This is a genomic window from Mucilaginibacter sp. P5_A6, from assembly GCF_056400585.1.
Genome location: NZ_JBFUKZ010000022.1, coordinates 76,460 through 94,091, shown reverse-complemented (window position 1 = coordinate 94,091; position 17,632 = coordinate 76,460). Strand labels below are relative to the sequence as shown.

The window sequence follows — 17,632 nt, the reverse complement described above, 5'->3', positions numbered from 1 at the left end:
GGTGTAAACTCACTACTCAAAACTTATTACTCCTAACTATACCTATGCGGCCACAAGCGCCTCAATGGCAGCAATAGTACTTGCATATGTTGCCGAACCTGATCCGGGTGCTATAGAAATGGCGCGTGGTGGGTATGGCTCTTTCAGCTTATCCGGGTTGGTTAATTTTAGTTTGTAACCACCATCCAGTGTTTCGTCGGCAGCGTTACGTTCGGCATCGGTAAGGATCAATCCGTTCACGGCGCCAAACAGTTCAACTGCCGAATCGCTTGATTTGTAGTTGTTAACCGCTATGGCGCGCAATCTGCCGTAACCCATCGCCATTAATTGCGCTTTAATATCCACAGATAAGCCTGCAATGTTAAAGTCTATCTCCTCGGTATAACGTGGCCCCACCTGTGTTTTGGTGAGTTTACTCATGGTATTGAAACTGTTATTGGTGCCCTCAAATTTGTAGAGCTTTGCAGTACCTACTGCTGTTAAACCGGTTATGATAAGCGGGTTGGCTACATCATAAGTTAGTGTAATATCATCCTGGTTAAAAATGTAGATCACATCTTCTATCCCCGATGTTACAGGCTCGTCTGCACCCAGCTTAAAGCCCGCGTTTATTTTATTGTAAATTGACATTGATTGTTTTGTTGATTAGCCCCCTAACCCCCTAAAGGGGGAATTGGGCATATTGGTAAAATGAATTAATTGTGGTAACTATTGCTCCCCCTTCAGGGGGCTGGGGGGGCTTACGCGCTTAAGTAAAACAGCTCATTGGCAAACTTGAAGTTTACGGCTGCTTTCATGCGGGCTTTCATGCGTACTACATTATCGTTAGTGTAGGGCTTCATGTAAACGGTTGATAGTTCTGAAGCATCGCCCAGCAGATCGACCCCTAAAAACAGGTTTGATGAACGGGCGCCCAGTATGGTATTGGCCTGCCAGTGGTTCATGATCTGTAATGGAATACCCAGGTAATCCATTTTCTTCATATCCGTAAAGGCGTTAATAACGTTCAGGGCTTTATTGGCCTGTGCCTGTGCGTAAGCGTAACCTACGTGTAAAGGGATCTGGAGATTAAAATCTTCCTGGATGCGGTCGGCCGGGTCAAGTTGGGCGTAAACGCTGCCCAAAACCTGCAACACGTTGCTTACGTTAATGTAGCTGATGGTTGCCCCGGATGATGTGTTTAAAAAGGTTGCCGGCTTGCGGCTGTTAACCTCGTTGTAGTTGCGTACCAGCCTGAATGTAGTGGGGGTTAATACCTGGATAAAGTACGATTGACCTGTCAAGTCAATGCCCGGCGCACCGTTGGTAGTATCCTTGCTGGTGCCTGTAACCTGGGTAACAGTTACTACATCGCCATCAGCTAAAGTTGATGTATCTGCTACGGTTACTACGCCCGATGCATTAATTGCGGTAGCACTCATAGATGTTGTTGGTTTGCCCAGGCCTACTTTGTATACGMCCGATGCTGCCGCAATGGTTGGCAATAAGCCGGGGAATGCGGCGCTAAAGGTTGCTTCTTTGGTTGAGCCTTTACCCAGCCAGTACAGGCGCTCGTTGGCTACCTGGATCTTGGTTAAATAACGTTGAACCATAAAGTCGGAAAGGTCTACAATGCCTTCATAGTCCATAAAGGCGCCTGGTTTAAGGGATTGGGCTTCCCAGCTTTGGGCCAGTTTGTCCCATTGTTCCTGTTTCATAAATTCGTACACTACCGGGTCAAGGTAGCTCTCGGTTTGTAGTGTGGTTGTTCCCTGATCGTGGAAAATACCTGAGGGATCTTGTAGTACCACATCGTCGTCCACATCAAGGATAACCTTGCGTGCTTTAACGTCGTTAATAACGGTGAGCAGTCCACGCTTTACAGAATCGGCTTCCAGCAGCGTGCTTGCCATGAACCCGGCCAGCGCTTCGCCGGCATAGGTGTTGTTGGTGAATGTAAATTGAGCCATGTTTTTGTTTGGGAGTTCTATCGTTTGTTTTTTAGTATCAAGTCGCAAGTATCAAGTATCAAGACAGCTTCGGGCTGAAGTGGTCATTAGATTATTTATAAAAAATCTTGCTACTTGATACTAACTACTTGCTACTTACTTATTGCTTTTTTCACCGCATTCTTAGCCAGCTCGCTTTGCGGGGCGAAGAAGGGTGTGGTTTCGGTTTTTGCTTTGTTGCTGCGTTTGGAGCCTTCGGGGCTGTAGGTTGATTTTATTTCGTTTTTAACCTCGGTACGGGTTTTTTGCAGGCGGTTACTTGCCTCTTCAAGGGCTGTGCGGGCTTCGGTTAGTAAAGCGTTTTGGGCATGCAGGCGTGCTTTCAGTTGCTGCAGGCGGTTTTGAATTTCGGTAGCTTTTTTTGCCGGGTTTATCTTGCTTGTTGGTACATTATCGTCCTCATCTTCGGCCTGTGGGTCGGCTTCGGGCGCAGGGGCTACCTTTTGCACCTGGCCTTCTTTAACGTCAATCTTTTTGCCATCGGCGGTGGTGTAAGTGTCGGTTGCTGTCGGGGCGCTCATGTCTTCGTCGTTGTACACTTCCGTGCCTTCGCCCAACTCACCAGCGTGGTGCAGGGTGCCTTTGTCGGTAATGGTTTGCTTGTTGACCACTTTTTTGAAGAAGTTCATAATCTTATCCAAAACCGACGTGGTTTTTTCGATAAGTTCTTTGTTTTCGATGTTCATGTTGTTTTTATTGTTTAAGATTTTGTTAATGCATCGCTGGTAAACCGCAGGAGCGGTACTGGTGTATTTTTTAATAAGGGCGCTGTTGGTAATATCCAGGCTGTAATCCTCCACCTGGTCAATAAAGCCCATATCAAGGGCCTGGTCGGCAGTCATCCAGGTGACGGAGTTTATTAAACTGTTTACTGTTACTCCGTCCAACCCGGACTTGTCCATGTAGATTTGCGCCAGGCGCGATTGTACTACATTCAACATCTGCACATCTTTTAAAAGTTCATCGGCATTGCCGCCGCTGCCAACCATTGGTTTGTGGATCATGAGCAGGGCATATTTGCTCATGATAATGGTTTTGCCGCCCATAGCCACTATAGAGGCGGCCGAGGCGGCCAGGGCATCAATGCAGGTAGTTACCTTGCCCGGATATTTTTTAAGCAGATCATATATGGCAATGGCATCAAACGCGCTGCCGCCTACCGAGCTGATGTGCACTTCCAGGTCCTGCCCGGCGGCTTCCTGCAACTGCGTTTGTATGTATGCCGATGATAAACTGCCCGACCCGATGCAATCAGTTTCGGTATCGTATAAGTAGATTTTGTAGCTCATCTTTTTTAGATTTGAGATGTTAGATATGAGATTTGAGATTTTTTTCTGAATCAGAATTTTTCACCTTTTGTTTGTTTTTAAGGGGCGTTCAAGAAGGCTACGCCGTTTTCAGGATTTTAGAATTTTCAGAATGAAATCCGATTGATGTTTTTAATGCCGATTGGCATAATTCAAAGGTCGTAATTAGTTTTTGTTTTGGTGGTGACAGTAGTTTGTCAGTGGTTGATTTTTGTCTGAACCCGAATTAAACGAATTAGTTGAATTTTTGTAATTTCTTTAAAATTCTGCTAATTCCTTAATTCGATGAATTCCGGTTCAGATGATTGAACTATACAAATATCGGTACAATGTTTCAATGCAATGGTGACACTACGTTGTCAGTAAGCTGATTTTTTTGTCTGAACCGGAATTAAACAAATTAGTTGAATTTTTCGAATTTTAGAAATTCTGTTAATTCTTGAATTCGACAAATTCCGGTTCAGACAACTGAACTATACAAATATCGGAACAATGTTTTAATGCAATGGTGACAGTAGTTTGTCAGTAAATCAGGTTCGTTTTTTTTTAAGCAAATAGTAATCTAACCGAATTCTTTGTAGAAATTCAAATTAAGTAAAGTATTGCTTACGAGCATACTTTACTTAACGTATTATCTTTAGTAATTAAAGAGCACTAAATTTAACTTGCTTTAAATATTTTTTGGCGCTTTTTACTTTTTCAGGAAATAGCGTTTTATCCTTTAATTTATTTGCAACTAAAGATAATAAGACAGATTCCGGTACCTCGACCAGTTTTTCTTGTTTTTCTGCTTTAGTTTTCATAATACAAATTTATACATTAATTATTCTTAATTACAAATACTGAGTCGTATTTCTCCTCCGGAACATAGGGTTCAATGAGGTTTTTGGCTTTTGAACCTCCAAAAAAACGGTACAATACTTTTAAATCGTCATAGTTTTTATTTACATAATTTCGGTAGACATTTATTCTCCTGTTTTGATTTTTACAAACGGAAGCTTCCATACATTTTTTTCTGCAGGTTAATTTGCAGTTTTCAACAAATTCCGGAGTGCTGTCGCTACCCTCAACCATTATAACTCCGTCACTAAATGCCTGGAAAAATTTGGGTATGGTATTCAACACCGTATGAAAAACTTTATAAGTATCTCCGTTATCAGAATTGGATGAATCATCAACAGTATCATTTACAACCTCATAATCGCCAAATCCAAGGTTGAAAACCTTTTTATTATGCATTGTACCTACTTCATCAAAAGCAACAACCTTGATAATAGTTTTGTATCCTTCACTGATAAAAAAATGTTTGATGCTGTTTTTTGATATTGTTTCTTCTGTATGATAACCTGTAGTAGCCATGAAATAAATTGTAGCGTAAATATAGCTAACAGAAGCCTGAGTTTACAGTTTGATATAAGTTAATTATGGGTATCTGCGTCGTCTGTAAAACAATTCAACGCCCGCCATATCGTACGCTCGTCTTTGCCAAATTTTACCTCGGCTTCCAGCACAGCCTGGTTTTTGGTGATAGTGCGAATCTGCATCTGGGCGTGGATCCAAAGGTAAATTTCGCGGTATGTGAAAATTTTTGTGGTGATAAACCCCGCCTTGTACATGGCCGAAAATACGCCATCGTCAAATAATGTGTTTGCTGTTTTAATGTTCATTGGGTTAGTATCAAGTAGTTAGTATCAAGTATCAAGACAGGTTTTTGGTAGCAGGTAGAGCGTATCAAGTGTCGGGAATGGGAAAGCAAGTATTCTTTTGTGGAGCGTAAGTCAAGTATCCACATAACAAAAAAATCTTGCTACTTGATACTAACTACCTGCTACTATAAGTTAACCCTATCCACCGTTTGCGCCAGTATATTCTGCTGGTTGTTAACGTCTTTCACGTCCACATAAATAGGGGGGAAGTTGTTGATCATCTGGTAGGCTACCGTGTTGGCAAGTTCTTTTACGTCATTCACCGGTTGATTATAGTACCGGTTGGCATTGCCGCCGTCGGTAAATATGCCGCCTATAGCGTAGCCATTGCCGGTGTTGGGGGCCGAAAAATCACGGCCGCCATGGGCTACGTTTATGGCGCTTACCAGGTTACGGGCCCATGGGTTGCGCATGGCTTCGGATACCACAACCGCCTCGCCCGAACGCAGGTAGGCATTGGTATTATCGGTACGACTATAGCCTGGCAATAAGGCGCCCCGACCATCTGATATAAACTGGCCTCCTCGTGCAAATTTTGGTGGTTTTTGCGATGCTATGGTGGCTATTTGCATAGCCGTCATGGCTACATCTGCCGCTATAAAAGGAATGGCAGCGGGCAGGGCCATGGTCGACAATGTTTTTGTTACGGCAATGGCTCCGTTAATAACCGCCTGGGCTATTTGCATTTTTTGCTCGGCTTTAAAAGCTTTTACTTTTTCGTCGTTTTCCTTTTTTTTGTATTTGGCCTCGATGGCTGCTTTCTGGCTCTTGGTGAGGTTGCTGTTGCTTAACTCTTTGGCCTTGTCGCTTTCCAACCCTTTTATTTTGGCATCACTAGACGATTTGATGCTGTTGCTGATGAGGGAAAAAGCGGCGCTGGATACTTGCTGGGCGGCTTGTATAGCAAGAGCCTTGCGCTGCTCTTCTGATTTTTTGGTGGCGGCTGTAATCTCTTCCTGGTATTGAAGTCGCAGTGCAGCTGTGTCTTTCCCCGCTTCGGCTGCCTTTTGGATCTCGAAGTTATATTTGTCTGTTATCAGTTTTTTTTCGGCTTCCAGTTTGTTCCAGGGAAGGATGGCTTTGTCAACATCGTGTTGGTCTTTACTAATAAGGTCCTTTTGTTGTTGAGCTTCAACTAGTTCTTTTTGTTGCTTTTCTACTTTTTTTAGGTCTTCGGCATTCATCCGTTTGATGATTTCGCCGATGCCGACGTGATATTTTTCTTCCAGTTGTGTGCTTTCCTGCTGGTATTGCTCCTGGCTGATGAGCTTATTATCGTAAAGGCGTTTTAACGTGGCCTGCTCTTCTGTATAGCTGTTGTGCTGTAGCTCTGCCTTTTTAGCCAGGCCATTGGCGGTGGCTTGCATTTGTTTGATGAGGGAGTCCTGGTAGGCTTTTTCGTTGGTATGAGTATCGGTTTTAGGTTCACGTTTATCCGCGTTATTTTCTTCCTTGTGCATTTGCATTTTTTCCAGGTGGCGTGTTTTAGCTTGTTTATGAGATGCATTGGCAGTTGCATCATTTTTTTTTGCACCATCGTGAGCTTTTTTATAAGTGTTGATTATTTCACTACCTGCTTCTATCGCGGCTTTTTTAGTGGCATCAAATGCTACTTTAATTTTATCAGTTGCATGCGTAACGCCGGTAATATTTTGCAGTACACCATCTGTCACCTTTTTAAAATCCAGGTGAATAATACCATCAAGTATTACAGCGAAAGATTTAAAACGGTTTATAATATTATCCCTTATCAGGTTTGCAAGGTTTTTTATGCTATCAATAGGATGAGAAACCGCGTCGACTATGAATTTTCCTAAGCTTTGGAAAGCTCCTTTTACGTTCTCGACAACAAGGCCAACAACGGCTAATCCGCCTTTAAGCTGCTTGATACCTTTTGCGTTTTTTGTAAAGTACTCAAATAGCGATTGTAGTACTAATACTAATAAGCCAAAACCAGTAGTTTTTATAGCGCTGCCAACGCTCTGAAAACCTGTTTTAACAGTTTCCAGCCCACTTTTTAGTGCATTGAACCCCTCGGATGCTTCTTGTAAACTCGGACCAAAATTACCGGATACTTTATTGAGCTTATCAAATGATTCCTTAAAGGCCTCATTTGTGCTTTTATGCGCATCAAATACTTGCCTGCTTTTTGTTAATTTCTCTTCCTGATTTGCTATTGTATTGCTAAGTGTACCAATTTGGATATTTAAAGCTTTAACTTCTTTTGAATTGTTTCCTTGACTTTTGCTTAATTCATCGTATTGTGCCATTAAGGCTTGCAAGAAGCCTTTATTTTGCTGTAAAGAGTTTTTTGATAAGTTGAGGGATTTGATGTTTTCGTCAATTTGCGCGGTAATTTCTTTGATGGCATCTTTTGCAACACGTACCTGTGTCGCAACATCCTGGTAGGCTTTCCCGCTTTTTTCGCCGGCTGCAACTAAATCCTTTTGCCGCTTTAATAAATCATCTAATGATTTGTTTATTTCAATTGCTTGATTTTTAAGCTGATCGGTGCTTGTATTTACGTCCGATATGATTTGCTTGTTTATTTCGTTTGACATTTTTAATATGTTTTTTATGCTAAATGGCATATTTGAGAAAATAAAAGATAGTTATGAGGGCATACACCCAAATAACATCTTTAAACTAATAGGTTGATGTGGCTTTATTTCTTTCCGAAAACTTTTGGCTGTTCAAGATTTGTAAGAGAAGCATCAAAGTAACAGTCGTTGTTTGCTAATATATAACCCTTTGGTATTTCATCCGGTGGAATTACGTTGATGATAATTTTAAAATTAGGTTTAAGAATATACCATTTGTGAGTCCAGCCATCTTCTAAAATACTATCACGACCAAGATATGTGCCAATAGCAGCCGAGTGATTTTTATACATGCTATCAACACTGAAAGCCCGATTATATCTAATAAGCTGAGGTTTTAATGTAGTGTCCAAGGCGTTTTTCATCTGAAGTTTTTTCCAGCTTTCTATCTTCATCGTATCAATATCGCCTGCTGCAATGGGCCTTACTAATCTAAATATAACAGAATTATTGTTGATTGTATCCTTAAAATAACTTCGGTCAATATAAACGCTGTCATTTAATTTTAACTTCCCCCAGGTTTCATCAGCACCAACGTTAAAAAGCCAGTTAAACCCCCAAATTAAAATAAAAATACCAATCACTACAGAGAGTGCCGTCCAGAATAGTTTGCCCATGGTATCACCTGTTCCAAAAAAGCGGCTTAAAAGGCTGTAAATGCCGCGTTCTTCTGCGTAATCTCTAATATCGTTAAAATCTGCCATATTGCTTAGGTTTGCTAATTTTATTGGCAATAATAATAAATTGAATTATCTAAAACAAATTAAATTTGTTGGTTTTTAAATTAAAAATGAGAGAGTTGGTACAGTAAAAACACCGGCCAGGGCCTGGATCACCCCAGCTTCACCAACTCCACCTTAGTAGGTTGTCCCTTACGCCAGCTGTCAATTTTGTTAATGTAATAATAGCAGCTATCCTGCTCCAGGTAAATGGGTATCAGCAGGTCAAGTTCCAGGATATCGCGAGGGGTAAGCAAAAAGTAGCGTACTACCTTTTTGGTTTGCTGCAGTATTTTTTGCAGTTCAGGGTAATAAAGGGTTTTTAAACCTGGGAGTATGTTTCCGTTGCCGCTTCCAGGCATATCGGCAAAGCACAGGTTATATTCGCCATCGGGTTTGTAAAAATAGGGTACCGATATAAAGTCGTTAACCAATTGATCGTTCGCGGTGTCTCCATCTGTAAATTTAACGGTTTTGCCTTTTAACAGCAGCTTGTTGTCTATCAGTATCCGGGGTGAAACGCCGATGCTAAAGGCGTTACTATCGGATGTTTCATCAATCATTTTTATTTGGGCAATGGTTCCGCCAATGTAGGGCCGGTTCAGGGTGGGGGCAAACTGGCTTTCGAACAGATCCGCCGTGGCAGGCAGGGTTTTATCGGTCACTTTAATCTGCGCGTCGGCAAAGCCTTTGGGTAAAACATTATCGTCGGCTTTGTATTTCATATAATTTACCTGTGCATAACCACCCAACTGGAAGGATATGGTTTTACCCTGGTCGAGGCATTTGCTGGTCCAGTTTTTAGCCACCGGCATATTGCCCACAATATCTTTAAACGATGCAAAGTTGATGGCACGCGTGGTATTATCGGTTTGGCAAATAATGCCGAAACGCTGTAAAACATCTTTCAGCAAATCTTTCTGACTGATATCCGGGAAGATCCTTTCGCATTGGATTTCCTGCCCGTATAATACCGTTTCATTTTGTGCGGTAATGGCAAACGTTGCCCCGGCGTAAATGGTGAAATTGTAAGGCGCATCGCCGTGAAAATCATATTCAACCAATAACTGCTGGCCAACACCCATTTCAATATCTGTAGCTTTTATCGCGGTGTTTAAATAGGTTTTGTGGGCCTGTATCGATCCGCCGCTGCCGCTATCCCTCGGGGCGTCGTAACCATCGTTAAAATTAAATGTAGTGGTTGCTAAATATTGCCTCGGTAAGCCCGGCGTATCCAAAACAATGCTGATATCTACGCTGCTTTTATGATCGCCGGAGGCCCGGCCATAAAAATAGAATGTGGGTATAGTGAGCGCAGCATCAACAGTGATGATCTCCTTTGCGGTGTACCTGTTGTTGGCGTAATGGCTGTTAGGGTCGGATTGGATATTGCTAAAACCGATTTCGCCGCCAGGCTGTAAACCTGAATTTTTCGCCCGCGATATACTGATGTTTAAGCCGTTATAAACAATACTGCCATTAGTAGCCGGTTGATTTTGATAATCGGCGCCATGTACAAAATTATCATTACTGAACTGGGCTATCAGCAGCGGGTAAACCGGGTTGTTTAATAATGATCCGGTTCCCTTATAGCCATTGGCCGCCAGCATCAGATCAATGGCTGTTTTAATAAAAAAGCCAGGCCTTAAATTTCGTACGTTAATCTCGTTATCACCCGCAAAGTTGTAAACCAGGTTGCCATAATCAACAACCGGCCATATCCAGCCATCGGTTTTTATTTGCGATGCAGCAACATTCTCCACATTCCACTTATGCTGATAGCTATCAAACGGTTTGTTAATGCCGTAAGGCGTTGTACTATCGCCCATATCGTACAGCTTTCCTTCAATAGCATCAAAAAAGTCAACGTTGCCGCTTAGTACGGTAATACTGGCTGTATTTTGTTCGATGTTGTTGAGTTGCGCAATGCCGTATGGCACAATCTCCAGTCCATCCTGTATAATGCGGGCATCGTAATAATCATAGGGCAAACTGGTTGTAAATGCCACGTCATCGGCAAAGCCCAATATTTGCCGGTTGCGTTGGGTAAGCGGCAACTTAAACTGGTTGCTGGTATTGCCCTGCTGGTTTTTAACCTCGGCCAGGTTATTGATCTGGAAACTGAGGGCAATTGGGCTATCCTCGCTCAAATCGACCAGTTGGTTATTAATATATAACTGTAATTCGTTCATCTTGTTGGTTCATTAGTTCACTGGTTCATTAGTGCAAAGTTCATTAGTTCACTGGTAAACGCTGGGGCGATAGCCGTTAGTTTTGATCCATTAGCCCCGCCTTATCCAGCCAGACAAGACCAATGAACCAATGAACCAGTGAACTAATGAACGCTCACTGCGTTTGTATATTAATAGATGGCATATTGAATGTGATGCTGAAAGGCGCCTGGCCATTGCGGGTTTCGTATTCGCTGAAGGTGGCTGTGTTTATAACAATGGTTTGCCATTTTACCGGGTTTTTGTTTACCAGCATCTGCACTTTGGGCGAGTATTTGATAGATTGTAATCCTTTAATATCGGCTATGGACAGGTCCTCGGCCATCACCTTCATTTTTTGCCCGGCGGTTTTGCTTATCACGTCTTCAATACCCTGCTGGTTTTCCCAATCATGTACATAGTTTTTAATGATGGTTGCGTTTTGTACATCAAGACTTAATTCCTGATTAAAAACAAAACGGTAGTAGTTCCATGAGCCGCTTAAACCTATCCAACGCAGGTAAACCGATCTGTCATCCACCGCATCGTCTACCCTTATGGTCTGCGTTTGGGTTATTGTATGTGTAGTATGCTCATCGTCATACTTCAGGGCGATATTAAAATAAAATGCCTCGCGCGGAAAACTGGCGTTTATCATCAGCCTGTTTAAACCCAGCCGACCGGGAACTGGTATGCTCATTAAATTCTGATCGGCAATAACGTATTTGCCGCCGTCCTGGTTTAGCAGCCACGAGCCATCTTCGTTAAGCAGGTTGCTTACCTGTGGCCCGCCGGCTAATGGCTGGCGGTTAATATCCAGCAAGGTTAATTCGCAATATAATTGCAGGCCAACCATCTCTTCGCTGTAAATAAAACCAATATCAAACGGATAACCTATGGAATAGGCCGGTTCGGCAAAATCATTAACCCAGCGGGCCAGCTGATCAGTATCGCTAACCTGGGCAAAAGGAACATATGCTGCCAGGTTGCCCGCATAGCGCTCTCCTAATTGTTTGGCCGCATAAACCACGTAATAAGGATTGGTAAGCGTTACAAAAGCCGATGTATGGCCATCGGTTGTGCCATCATCCCAATGCTGGGCATATTGTACCTGGTAACTGGCGCTCAGGTTGTCGTCCCTGAAATTGCTTTGGGTATAATCGCTGTTATCGGCCGGGCGCAGCAGGCTTTGCAAAAAGTTCGCCAGGTCGGCCTTTACCAGTCCTGTACCATCGGGCCGGTTGTTTGATGTGATGGTTTCCTGTCTGCCGGTAAGCTTATCCATATAGCTTATTTGGGTAATTACCTTGTAATAAGGCCGCATGCTGTTTATATTGATAAAACCGCCGGCATTGCCTGTATAAGGCGTATTTATTACAATGTGGTTGTCGCCGGTTACTTTTTCAACCACATAGGTGCCCTGGTATGGCGGGGCGTTTATGTATACCTTGTCGCCCGTGTTTACCACAGATTTTTGAGTGGTTTGGTTGATGAAAGTAGTATTTACCCCAACATTGGCGTGGCCGGCATCATTATCGGCAGTAACGCCGGTAATACTAAAGTCTTTACGCTGGTAAGTAAAAACTATAGGATTAAATGCGGCATTCCAGCGGGAAACCTTGCCGTCTGTGCGTGTTACAGACGGATCGCTCAGCAGCAAATCTGAAACGGTATGGATATTGATTGATGCCTGATCTGTACAGCCCAAAGTGTTGCTATCCTTAGCCATTACCTGCAATACGCCACCGCTTAAGCCGGTAAAAGTTGGCGAAGCCTGCCACGTATCACCCAGATCAATACTGTATAGGATAGGGCCATAGGTTGATGACGCGTTAACGGTAATTTGCGCATCGCCGGCGCCAGGCGCCGACTCGGGTCTATCTACATGGATGAAATTGATCTTCAGGTCGCAGGTGTTAACTGGTGGCGGCGGATCAGGAACGGTACCAAGCTGCGGTGTACTAAACGTTACAAAATACCCCGTTGTTTTATCGGCAACAAGGCCCGAAAATATTTTAATGCTCTGCCCCGGTATGGCAACAGATCGTGTGGAAATGTTACCGTTAACATTCTGTGTAAAGGTTACAATAACGTTGTTGCCATTTACCGGCTGGTTGGTTTCAGAATCGGTTAAAAAAATGTGCCCATCGGCATAAACCTGTTCGTCGGTGGGGCTGTTAATGTTGGTAAGGGTGATGTTTGCTACTATAGCCATATTTTTATTGTTTTGATTTTTTTAAAAGACATTATTCGGCCGGTTAAAATGTATCAAAGTACATGGTTGGCAACGTGATAGTTAGCCCTATCCCTGTAGTATTTACATCAAACTTATTGTAAACAGGCAGGCATTTGGCCTTGATGCCGGCCTTAATCCGAAAGTACCGGCCTTCGCCTTCGCGGTACCTGGATGCCTTTACAATAAATTGGTTGGCCATTTGCAAGGCCTGCTGCACATAAGTTTCATTATCGGCCGTAAATTGCCCGAAATCGGTTTTGAACAAAAACTCCAGGTAAATGGTAAAGGTATTATCGACTGATCCGTTTACCTGCGGCGATACCTCGATGGGTTGCAGCGGGTACATAAATACACACGGAAAAGCCGTGTCATCGGCCAATGTGTTAAGTTCGTTTTGTGTGCCATATGCAAACGCGGGGCTTCCCGTGAGTGTTTGTACTATGGCTTCTATTTGGTTACGCATAAAAAGTTGGCCCCCCGGCCCCCTGAAGGGGGAGTTTTAAATGTTTGATTGCCTTACAGGGATCGGCAGTTTAATGTTTTATGTAAAACTTGCACTATAGTTTCCCCTTCAGGGGGTTAAGGGGCTAAATCGCCATACCTTTTCTGGTACGCTGCCTCTGTTTTGTTGAGCAGCAGTTTGGTAAGGATGCGCTCATAGGACATATTTAAAATGGTGTCCCATTTGGTAATATCGCCGCCGGCAAGGGCGTTTATGGTGTTGATGTATTTAAATTTTTCGAACGATTGAATCCCCGCGCGTTTTTCCAGGACTGTTGGAGGCGAAGCCAGAAGTTTGTTTTCGGTTTCGATAAGCCCGGATAGCAGGTAAAAAAATGCTTTGCGATGGGCAGTGCCTCCGTTACCCGTAGTTTTTTTATTTCGTTTGTAAATTCTTCGGCCTGGTATTCGTTGTATTTTTCGCCGGTTGCCCGGCAATAAAAGTAGTGGGCCAATACCTGGCAGCATGCGCTTAATGATGGGTTAAAGTTCTCTTTCCAGTCGTCTTCGCCAAATTGTTTAATATGGGTGCTTATTTCTTCGGCAATAATATCCCTTGCTGCCATAAATGCGCCAGCGGGTTCAACCGATAGGTTTTGCATCACCTTTACTGTTTTGGGCCTACTTGCCTGCGGTAGCGTAAAGCTTACCTGCTTAGGTATGGCATCGCTGTTGTACAGGTGTTTAATCTGGTATGATAATGCCAGCACAGCATCGCCAAAGGCCAGGAAATCGTTAGCATCCTTAACCGAATACAGGTCATCAATGGCAATGCCCGAAAGAATGCTGATAGCCTCAATATCGTTCAAATTTGGTTTGGCCTGCATGGCCATCATTTGTCCCATTGTTACATCGCTTAACTGCGAGGGAATTGCAACACGCAGTTTTCCGTGGGTTGTTTTTAGTGTTTTTTCGATCATGATATAATTTACAGGCCTCCGCCGGTTGGCGGAGAGTTTTTTGGTTGTTGTAATTACACAGGGATAGTAGTATTATATATTGATACAGTTTTTGCACAAAGACGCTGAGACGCAATTGTTCATGATTGTAAGTTGTTGATCAAATATGTTTTTTGAGTTTTCAACGTAGAGACGCATAATTGCGTCTTCCGCGTGCAAATCACACATGCAAATTGATCTTGCAAATCGGCCTTGCAAATCCTGAATGTCCTGCGGGAGACGCAATTATGCGTCTCTACAACAGCCCCATTTGCAGCAATGTCATTACTGTTTTTTTCCAGGGATTACCCTGGTGGATACCCCACATAGTTATTGTCGGGTTCTAAATCCATAGTTACCTATCAGCTCATCAAAAACTCCCCGGCTGGCAGCCCGTGGAATGTACGGCAACCGCGACCTTAATTTTCTTCCGCTGCTTACCCTCAGTTTGTTTAAAGCCACATACCGCAAGGCGTCGATAAGGTGATTATAGGAATCAACTGCTTCATTGATGGTTTTGCCCGATCTGTCGACCCGCCATTTATAGCGGTCGAGCTCTTTGCGCAGGTTAACGCTGGCGCGGGTTACGTTTATTTTGTAGCGTTTAAGAATATCGATAGAGTTGTTGATGCTATCGCGGCCTTTATTTGCACCGGTAATATACCAGCCCATACGTTTAAATTCTTCAATCGATTTTGGTTCGGCGCTATCGGCAATGATCTCGGTTTTGCGGCTTACGCTTGCTGCCTTTAACTTTACAGCTATATCGGTATTGGTTAGGCCGGTTTGGTAAAACAGCTCGTTTACCCACAGTTCGCCGTTTTGCAGGTACACCTGCAGGCAGGCGGTTTCATCATTGGTAAAGCCAAAATCAAGACCGGTGGCAACCAGTTTGGCATCCGGTGGAATTTGATCGCAAACATACCAGTTGGTAATAATGAGACCCGAAATTTTCCCGGTGAGGCCGCGGGCATACACTTTCCATAGTTCCAGGTCCTCTTTTTTTAAGCCTTCTATTTTTTTTCTCGTGCCATCATCCAAAAATGGGTTGTGGCGATGATCCGAGATGATAAGTTGTACACCTGGCCGGCCTATTAGGTGCTCGTGCACCCAAAAGCTGTTGTTGGGGTTGTAGTCAATATAAATCCGTTTACGGGTACGCAGCGCCAGCTCCTGGTAAATAGCGTAGGTTATGCCGTTGGCCTCGTTGATGAACAGGTAGTCGCGCTTACCCGATTTTGCGTCCTGCGGATCTGCGTAGCTTTTGAATTCGATAATAGTACCATTATGAAATTCAAATATACGGTCGGTTTTATTATAGCTTTTTACTGCTGTTTGCAGTGCTGCGCTGCTATTGTAAATGGTTAAGGCATCGCGCAACACACCGGCTTTCAGGTTAGGGATATCCTGGCCTACAATGGTAATCACTTGCTTATCAGCCTGGCATGCTATACAAAATAAGGCTTGCCCGATAGAATAGGTTTTACCCGAGCTTGTGCCGCCCTGGTTTACCACAATGTGTGCATCGGTATTATAATTTTGCTCAAAAAGGATAGAGACCTCGAATTTGGGGTCATTGGTTAGTTGGTCATTTCGCTTTGCTGTCATTGGTCATTAGTCATTGGAGGAATAGGAGGAGGGAGAGGGGATAAAGTAATTTTCAAATTTTCAAATCATCAAATTTTCAAATCAAAACATCCACCTCCTTTTCATTGCCGGCGGGTACAGGGCCGGTGTTGGTTATTTGTACTTTAAGGGTTTTGTTGGCTTCGGCAGATGGTTTGTTTGTTTCTGGCTTATCATTCCATCCCATGGTTTTTAAAGCAAATATTGCCCCGGTAGGCTTTTCAAAAAGAAGCTGCTCATAGGCGGCTTCCAGTCGTAACCTTGCGTATTTAAAAGGTTTTAAATACCTCGACTTTTGTTCATATAATTTAAATTCCTCCATATTGTTAAACCCCAGGAAAAGAGCCAGGCTACAAATAGTAGGTGGTTCCGGTTCACGGATCCAAACCTTACGACTGCTTTCTTCGGCTTTTCCTCTTGCCTGTTTAAGTTTGTACTCGCCTTTGATGTGCAAAAAATACTCGTCGATTAGCCGCACCAACTGTGGAGCGGTTTTGAATTTAAAAGAAGTTTTCATATTTATGTTTTAAATGCCGATTGGCATACAGTGGGATCAAATGTAAGAATTATTTTTGAGATATGCTAATTTTTTTGGTAAAAAAAGTTCGCTGGTTATTTTGTTTGTTAGGAGCTGTTTGAATTTTATTCAATGATGTTTTTATACGTTCTTGAAACAGATCTCCAGCGTCATTACTGTTTCCAGGATTTTTCCGGCGGGTACTCGTATGACGATACTTATTTTATTAGGAATCAAAAGCTTTCGTTTTTCCTAAAGTGTCAGCAGAACAGCTTCGGGCGAAAACGGGCAAAACAATGCGGGGCTGTGTGGCTGCAGGGCATAGGAAGTTTTTGCATGTGCGGAAGCCAGGCGGGCACGGGCAAAATAATTCCAGCCCAGGTTTTGGCTGTTTTGCAGGGCAGAGGCCCCGAGCGCAAAGAAGCATTTCTGCTGACAGCCGTTTGGTTACTTTGCGGCTTCAAAGTAACAGCCCTCCCGCGGCAATTGAGCGGGCCGATGTTATCGGTTATCACAAAGTAAAGTTAGCACCCAAATAGCTGCTATGTACAGTTTGGGATTGCTTCGTACCTCGCAATGACGGTCACCAGAACGGTCAAAAAATAATAAACAAAATTATTTTCTATTTAAATAGAAAATAATTACATTTGTGTATGAGCAAAGTAATTAAAAGGCAGGCTGTAGTAACCGGGGCCGGGCAAACTGCTTCAAGGCCCTATGTTGAGCATGATAACTCTGCGGCATTTATGCTGCATGATCTTTTGGTGCCTTATGAAACTTACTTTAAATCGCCGCTGGCCAAGCTGGGGGCAATAAAGCAAGGGCTACGGAGCGCCGCCATCACCGATTTAATACAGGTTACCGGCGCTACGCAAATTGATATTGCCAAATGGCTTGATATCACCGAGCCAACCCTGCGCAAGCATATACAAAGTTCCCGTGAGTTAAACCAGGGCCTTAGCGAGCACATTATTCAGCTTTTTGAACTTTTTGATAAGGGGCTTGATACCTTTGGCACCCTTGATGAGTTTAAAAGCTGGCTTAAGCATTATAATCCCGGCATTGATGCCGTACCCTTTGATTTGCTTGATACCCTTACCGGCATCAGCATCGTATTAACCCAGCTTATCCGTATTGATTACGGGGTTTTGGCTTAATATTGGAGAATGGTTGATTGGGTGTGTGGAGAGTGGTTATATTTTTAATTGCTCAAGCACTATTATTACTTATAAACCAGTCTAAACCAAAATTAATAACCACTCACCACTCACTATTCACAACTCA

The 17,632-nt window shown here is 43.2% G+C and carries 16 protein-coding genes; 2 read left to right on the top strand and 14 right to left on the bottom strand.

Annotated elements, in window-relative coordinates; all coding sequences use genetic code 11:
• Positions 1-42: 42 nt before the first annotated feature.
• The 14 genes from AC1DO4_RS21105 to AC1DO4_RS21040 form a co-directional block, all read right to left on the bottom strand.
• A complete protein-coding gene (locus AC1DO4_RS21105; protein WP_477419468.1) occupies positions 43-630 on the bottom strand; it encodes a hypothetical protein in 588 nt (195 codons plus the stop codon).
• Positions 631-740: 110 nt separating this feature from the next.
• On the bottom strand, positions 741-1,949 hold the full coding sequence (locus tag AC1DO4_RS21100) for a hypothetical protein (RefSeq protein ID WP_477419466.1): 1,209 nt from the start codon (positions 1,947-1,949) through the stop codon (positions 741-743).
• Positions 1,950-2,080: 131 nt separating this feature from the next.
• Positions 2,081-3,277 carry a head maturation protease, ClpP-related gene (locus AC1DO4_RS21095; protein ID WP_477419464.1) on the bottom strand — a complete coding sequence of 399 codons (1,197 nt, stop codon included), beginning with the start codon at positions 3,275-3,277 and terminating at the stop codon, positions 2,081-2,083.
• Positions 3,278-3,939: 662 nt separating this feature from the next.
• Entirely contained in the window at positions 3,940-4,098 is a 159-nt protein-coding gene (locus tag AC1DO4_RS21090) for a hypothetical protein (protein ID WP_477383669.1), read from the bottom strand.
• A gap of 16 nt (positions 4,099-4,114) precedes the next feature.
• Positions 4,115-4,654, bottom strand: coding sequence for a DUF6934 family protein (locus AC1DO4_RS21085; protein ID WP_477402718.1), 540 nt, complete (start codon positions 4,652-4,654; stop codon positions 4,115-4,117).
• Positions 4,655-4,713: 59 nt separating this feature from the next.
• Entirely contained in the window at positions 4,714-4,962 is a 249-nt protein-coding gene (locus tag AC1DO4_RS21080; protein ID WP_477402719.1) for a hypothetical protein, read from the bottom strand.
• Between the two features lie 164 nt (positions 4,963-5,126).
• Complete coding sequence (locus tag AC1DO4_RS21075; protein WP_477419462.1) at positions 5,127-7,562, bottom strand: hypothetical protein; 2,436 nt, start codon at positions 7,560-7,562, stop codon at positions 5,127-5,129.
• Between the two features lie 104 nt (positions 7,563-7,666).
• Positions 7,667-8,305, bottom strand: a complete 639-nt coding sequence (locus tag AC1DO4_RS21070; RefSeq protein ID WP_477419460.1) for a hypothetical protein — start codon at positions 8,303-8,305, stop codon at positions 7,667-7,669.
• Positions 8,306-8,433: 128 nt separating this feature from the next.
• Positions 8,434-10,512, bottom strand: coding sequence for a hypothetical protein (locus AC1DO4_RS21065; RefSeq protein WP_477419458.1), 2,079 nt, complete (start codon positions 10,510-10,512; stop codon positions 8,434-8,436).
• 154 nt (positions 10,513-10,666) lie between these two features.
• Positions 10,667-12,745 carry a hypothetical protein gene (locus AC1DO4_RS21060; protein ID WP_477419456.1) on the bottom strand — a complete coding sequence of 693 codons (2,079 nt, stop codon included), beginning with the start codon at positions 12,743-12,745 and terminating at the stop codon, positions 10,667-10,669.
• Between the two features lie 43 nt (positions 12,746-12,788).
• Positions 12,789-13,229 carry a hypothetical protein gene (locus tag AC1DO4_RS21055; RefSeq protein WP_477419454.1) on the bottom strand — a complete coding sequence of 147 codons (441 nt, stop codon included), beginning with the start codon at positions 13,227-13,229 and terminating at the stop codon, positions 12,789-12,791.
• A 250-nt stretch (positions 13,230-13,479) separates the two neighbouring features.
• Positions 13,480-14,187, bottom strand: a complete 708-nt coding sequence (locus tag AC1DO4_RS21050; RefSeq protein ID WP_477419452.1) for a hypothetical protein — start codon at positions 14,185-14,187, stop codon at positions 13,480-13,482.
• Positions 14,188-14,535: 348 nt separating this feature from the next.
• A complete protein-coding gene (locus AC1DO4_RS21045; protein WP_477419450.1) occupies positions 14,536-15,813 on the bottom strand; it encodes a PBSX family phage terminase large subunit in 1,278 nt (425 codons plus the stop codon).
• A gap of 76 nt (positions 15,814-15,889) precedes the next feature.
• The gene (locus AC1DO4_RS21040; protein WP_477419448.1) at positions 15,890-16,348 is read right to left on the bottom strand and encodes a hypothetical protein; all 459 of its coding nucleotides are present in this window, start codon (positions 16,346-16,348) and stop codon (positions 15,890-15,892) included.
• A 132-nt stretch (positions 16,349-16,480) separates the two neighbouring features.
• Between AC1DO4_RS21040 and AC1DO4_RS21035 the strand changes: the two genes are divergently transcribed.
• Together AC1DO4_RS21035 and AC1DO4_RS21030 are read left to right on the top strand one after the other, a co-directional pair.
• Positions 16,481-16,870, top strand: a complete 390-nt coding sequence (locus AC1DO4_RS21035) for a hypothetical protein (protein ID WP_477419446.1) — start codon at positions 16,481-16,483, stop codon at positions 16,868-16,870.
• Positions 16,871-17,001: 131 nt separating this feature from the next.
• Positions 17,002-17,505 (top strand): antitoxin Xre/MbcA/ParS toxin-binding domain-containing protein, encoded by a 504-nt coding sequence (locus AC1DO4_RS21030; RefSeq protein ID WP_477419444.1) that lies wholly within the window; start codon positions 17,002-17,004, stop codon positions 17,503-17,505.
• Positions 17,506-17,632: the final 127 nt, after the last annotated feature.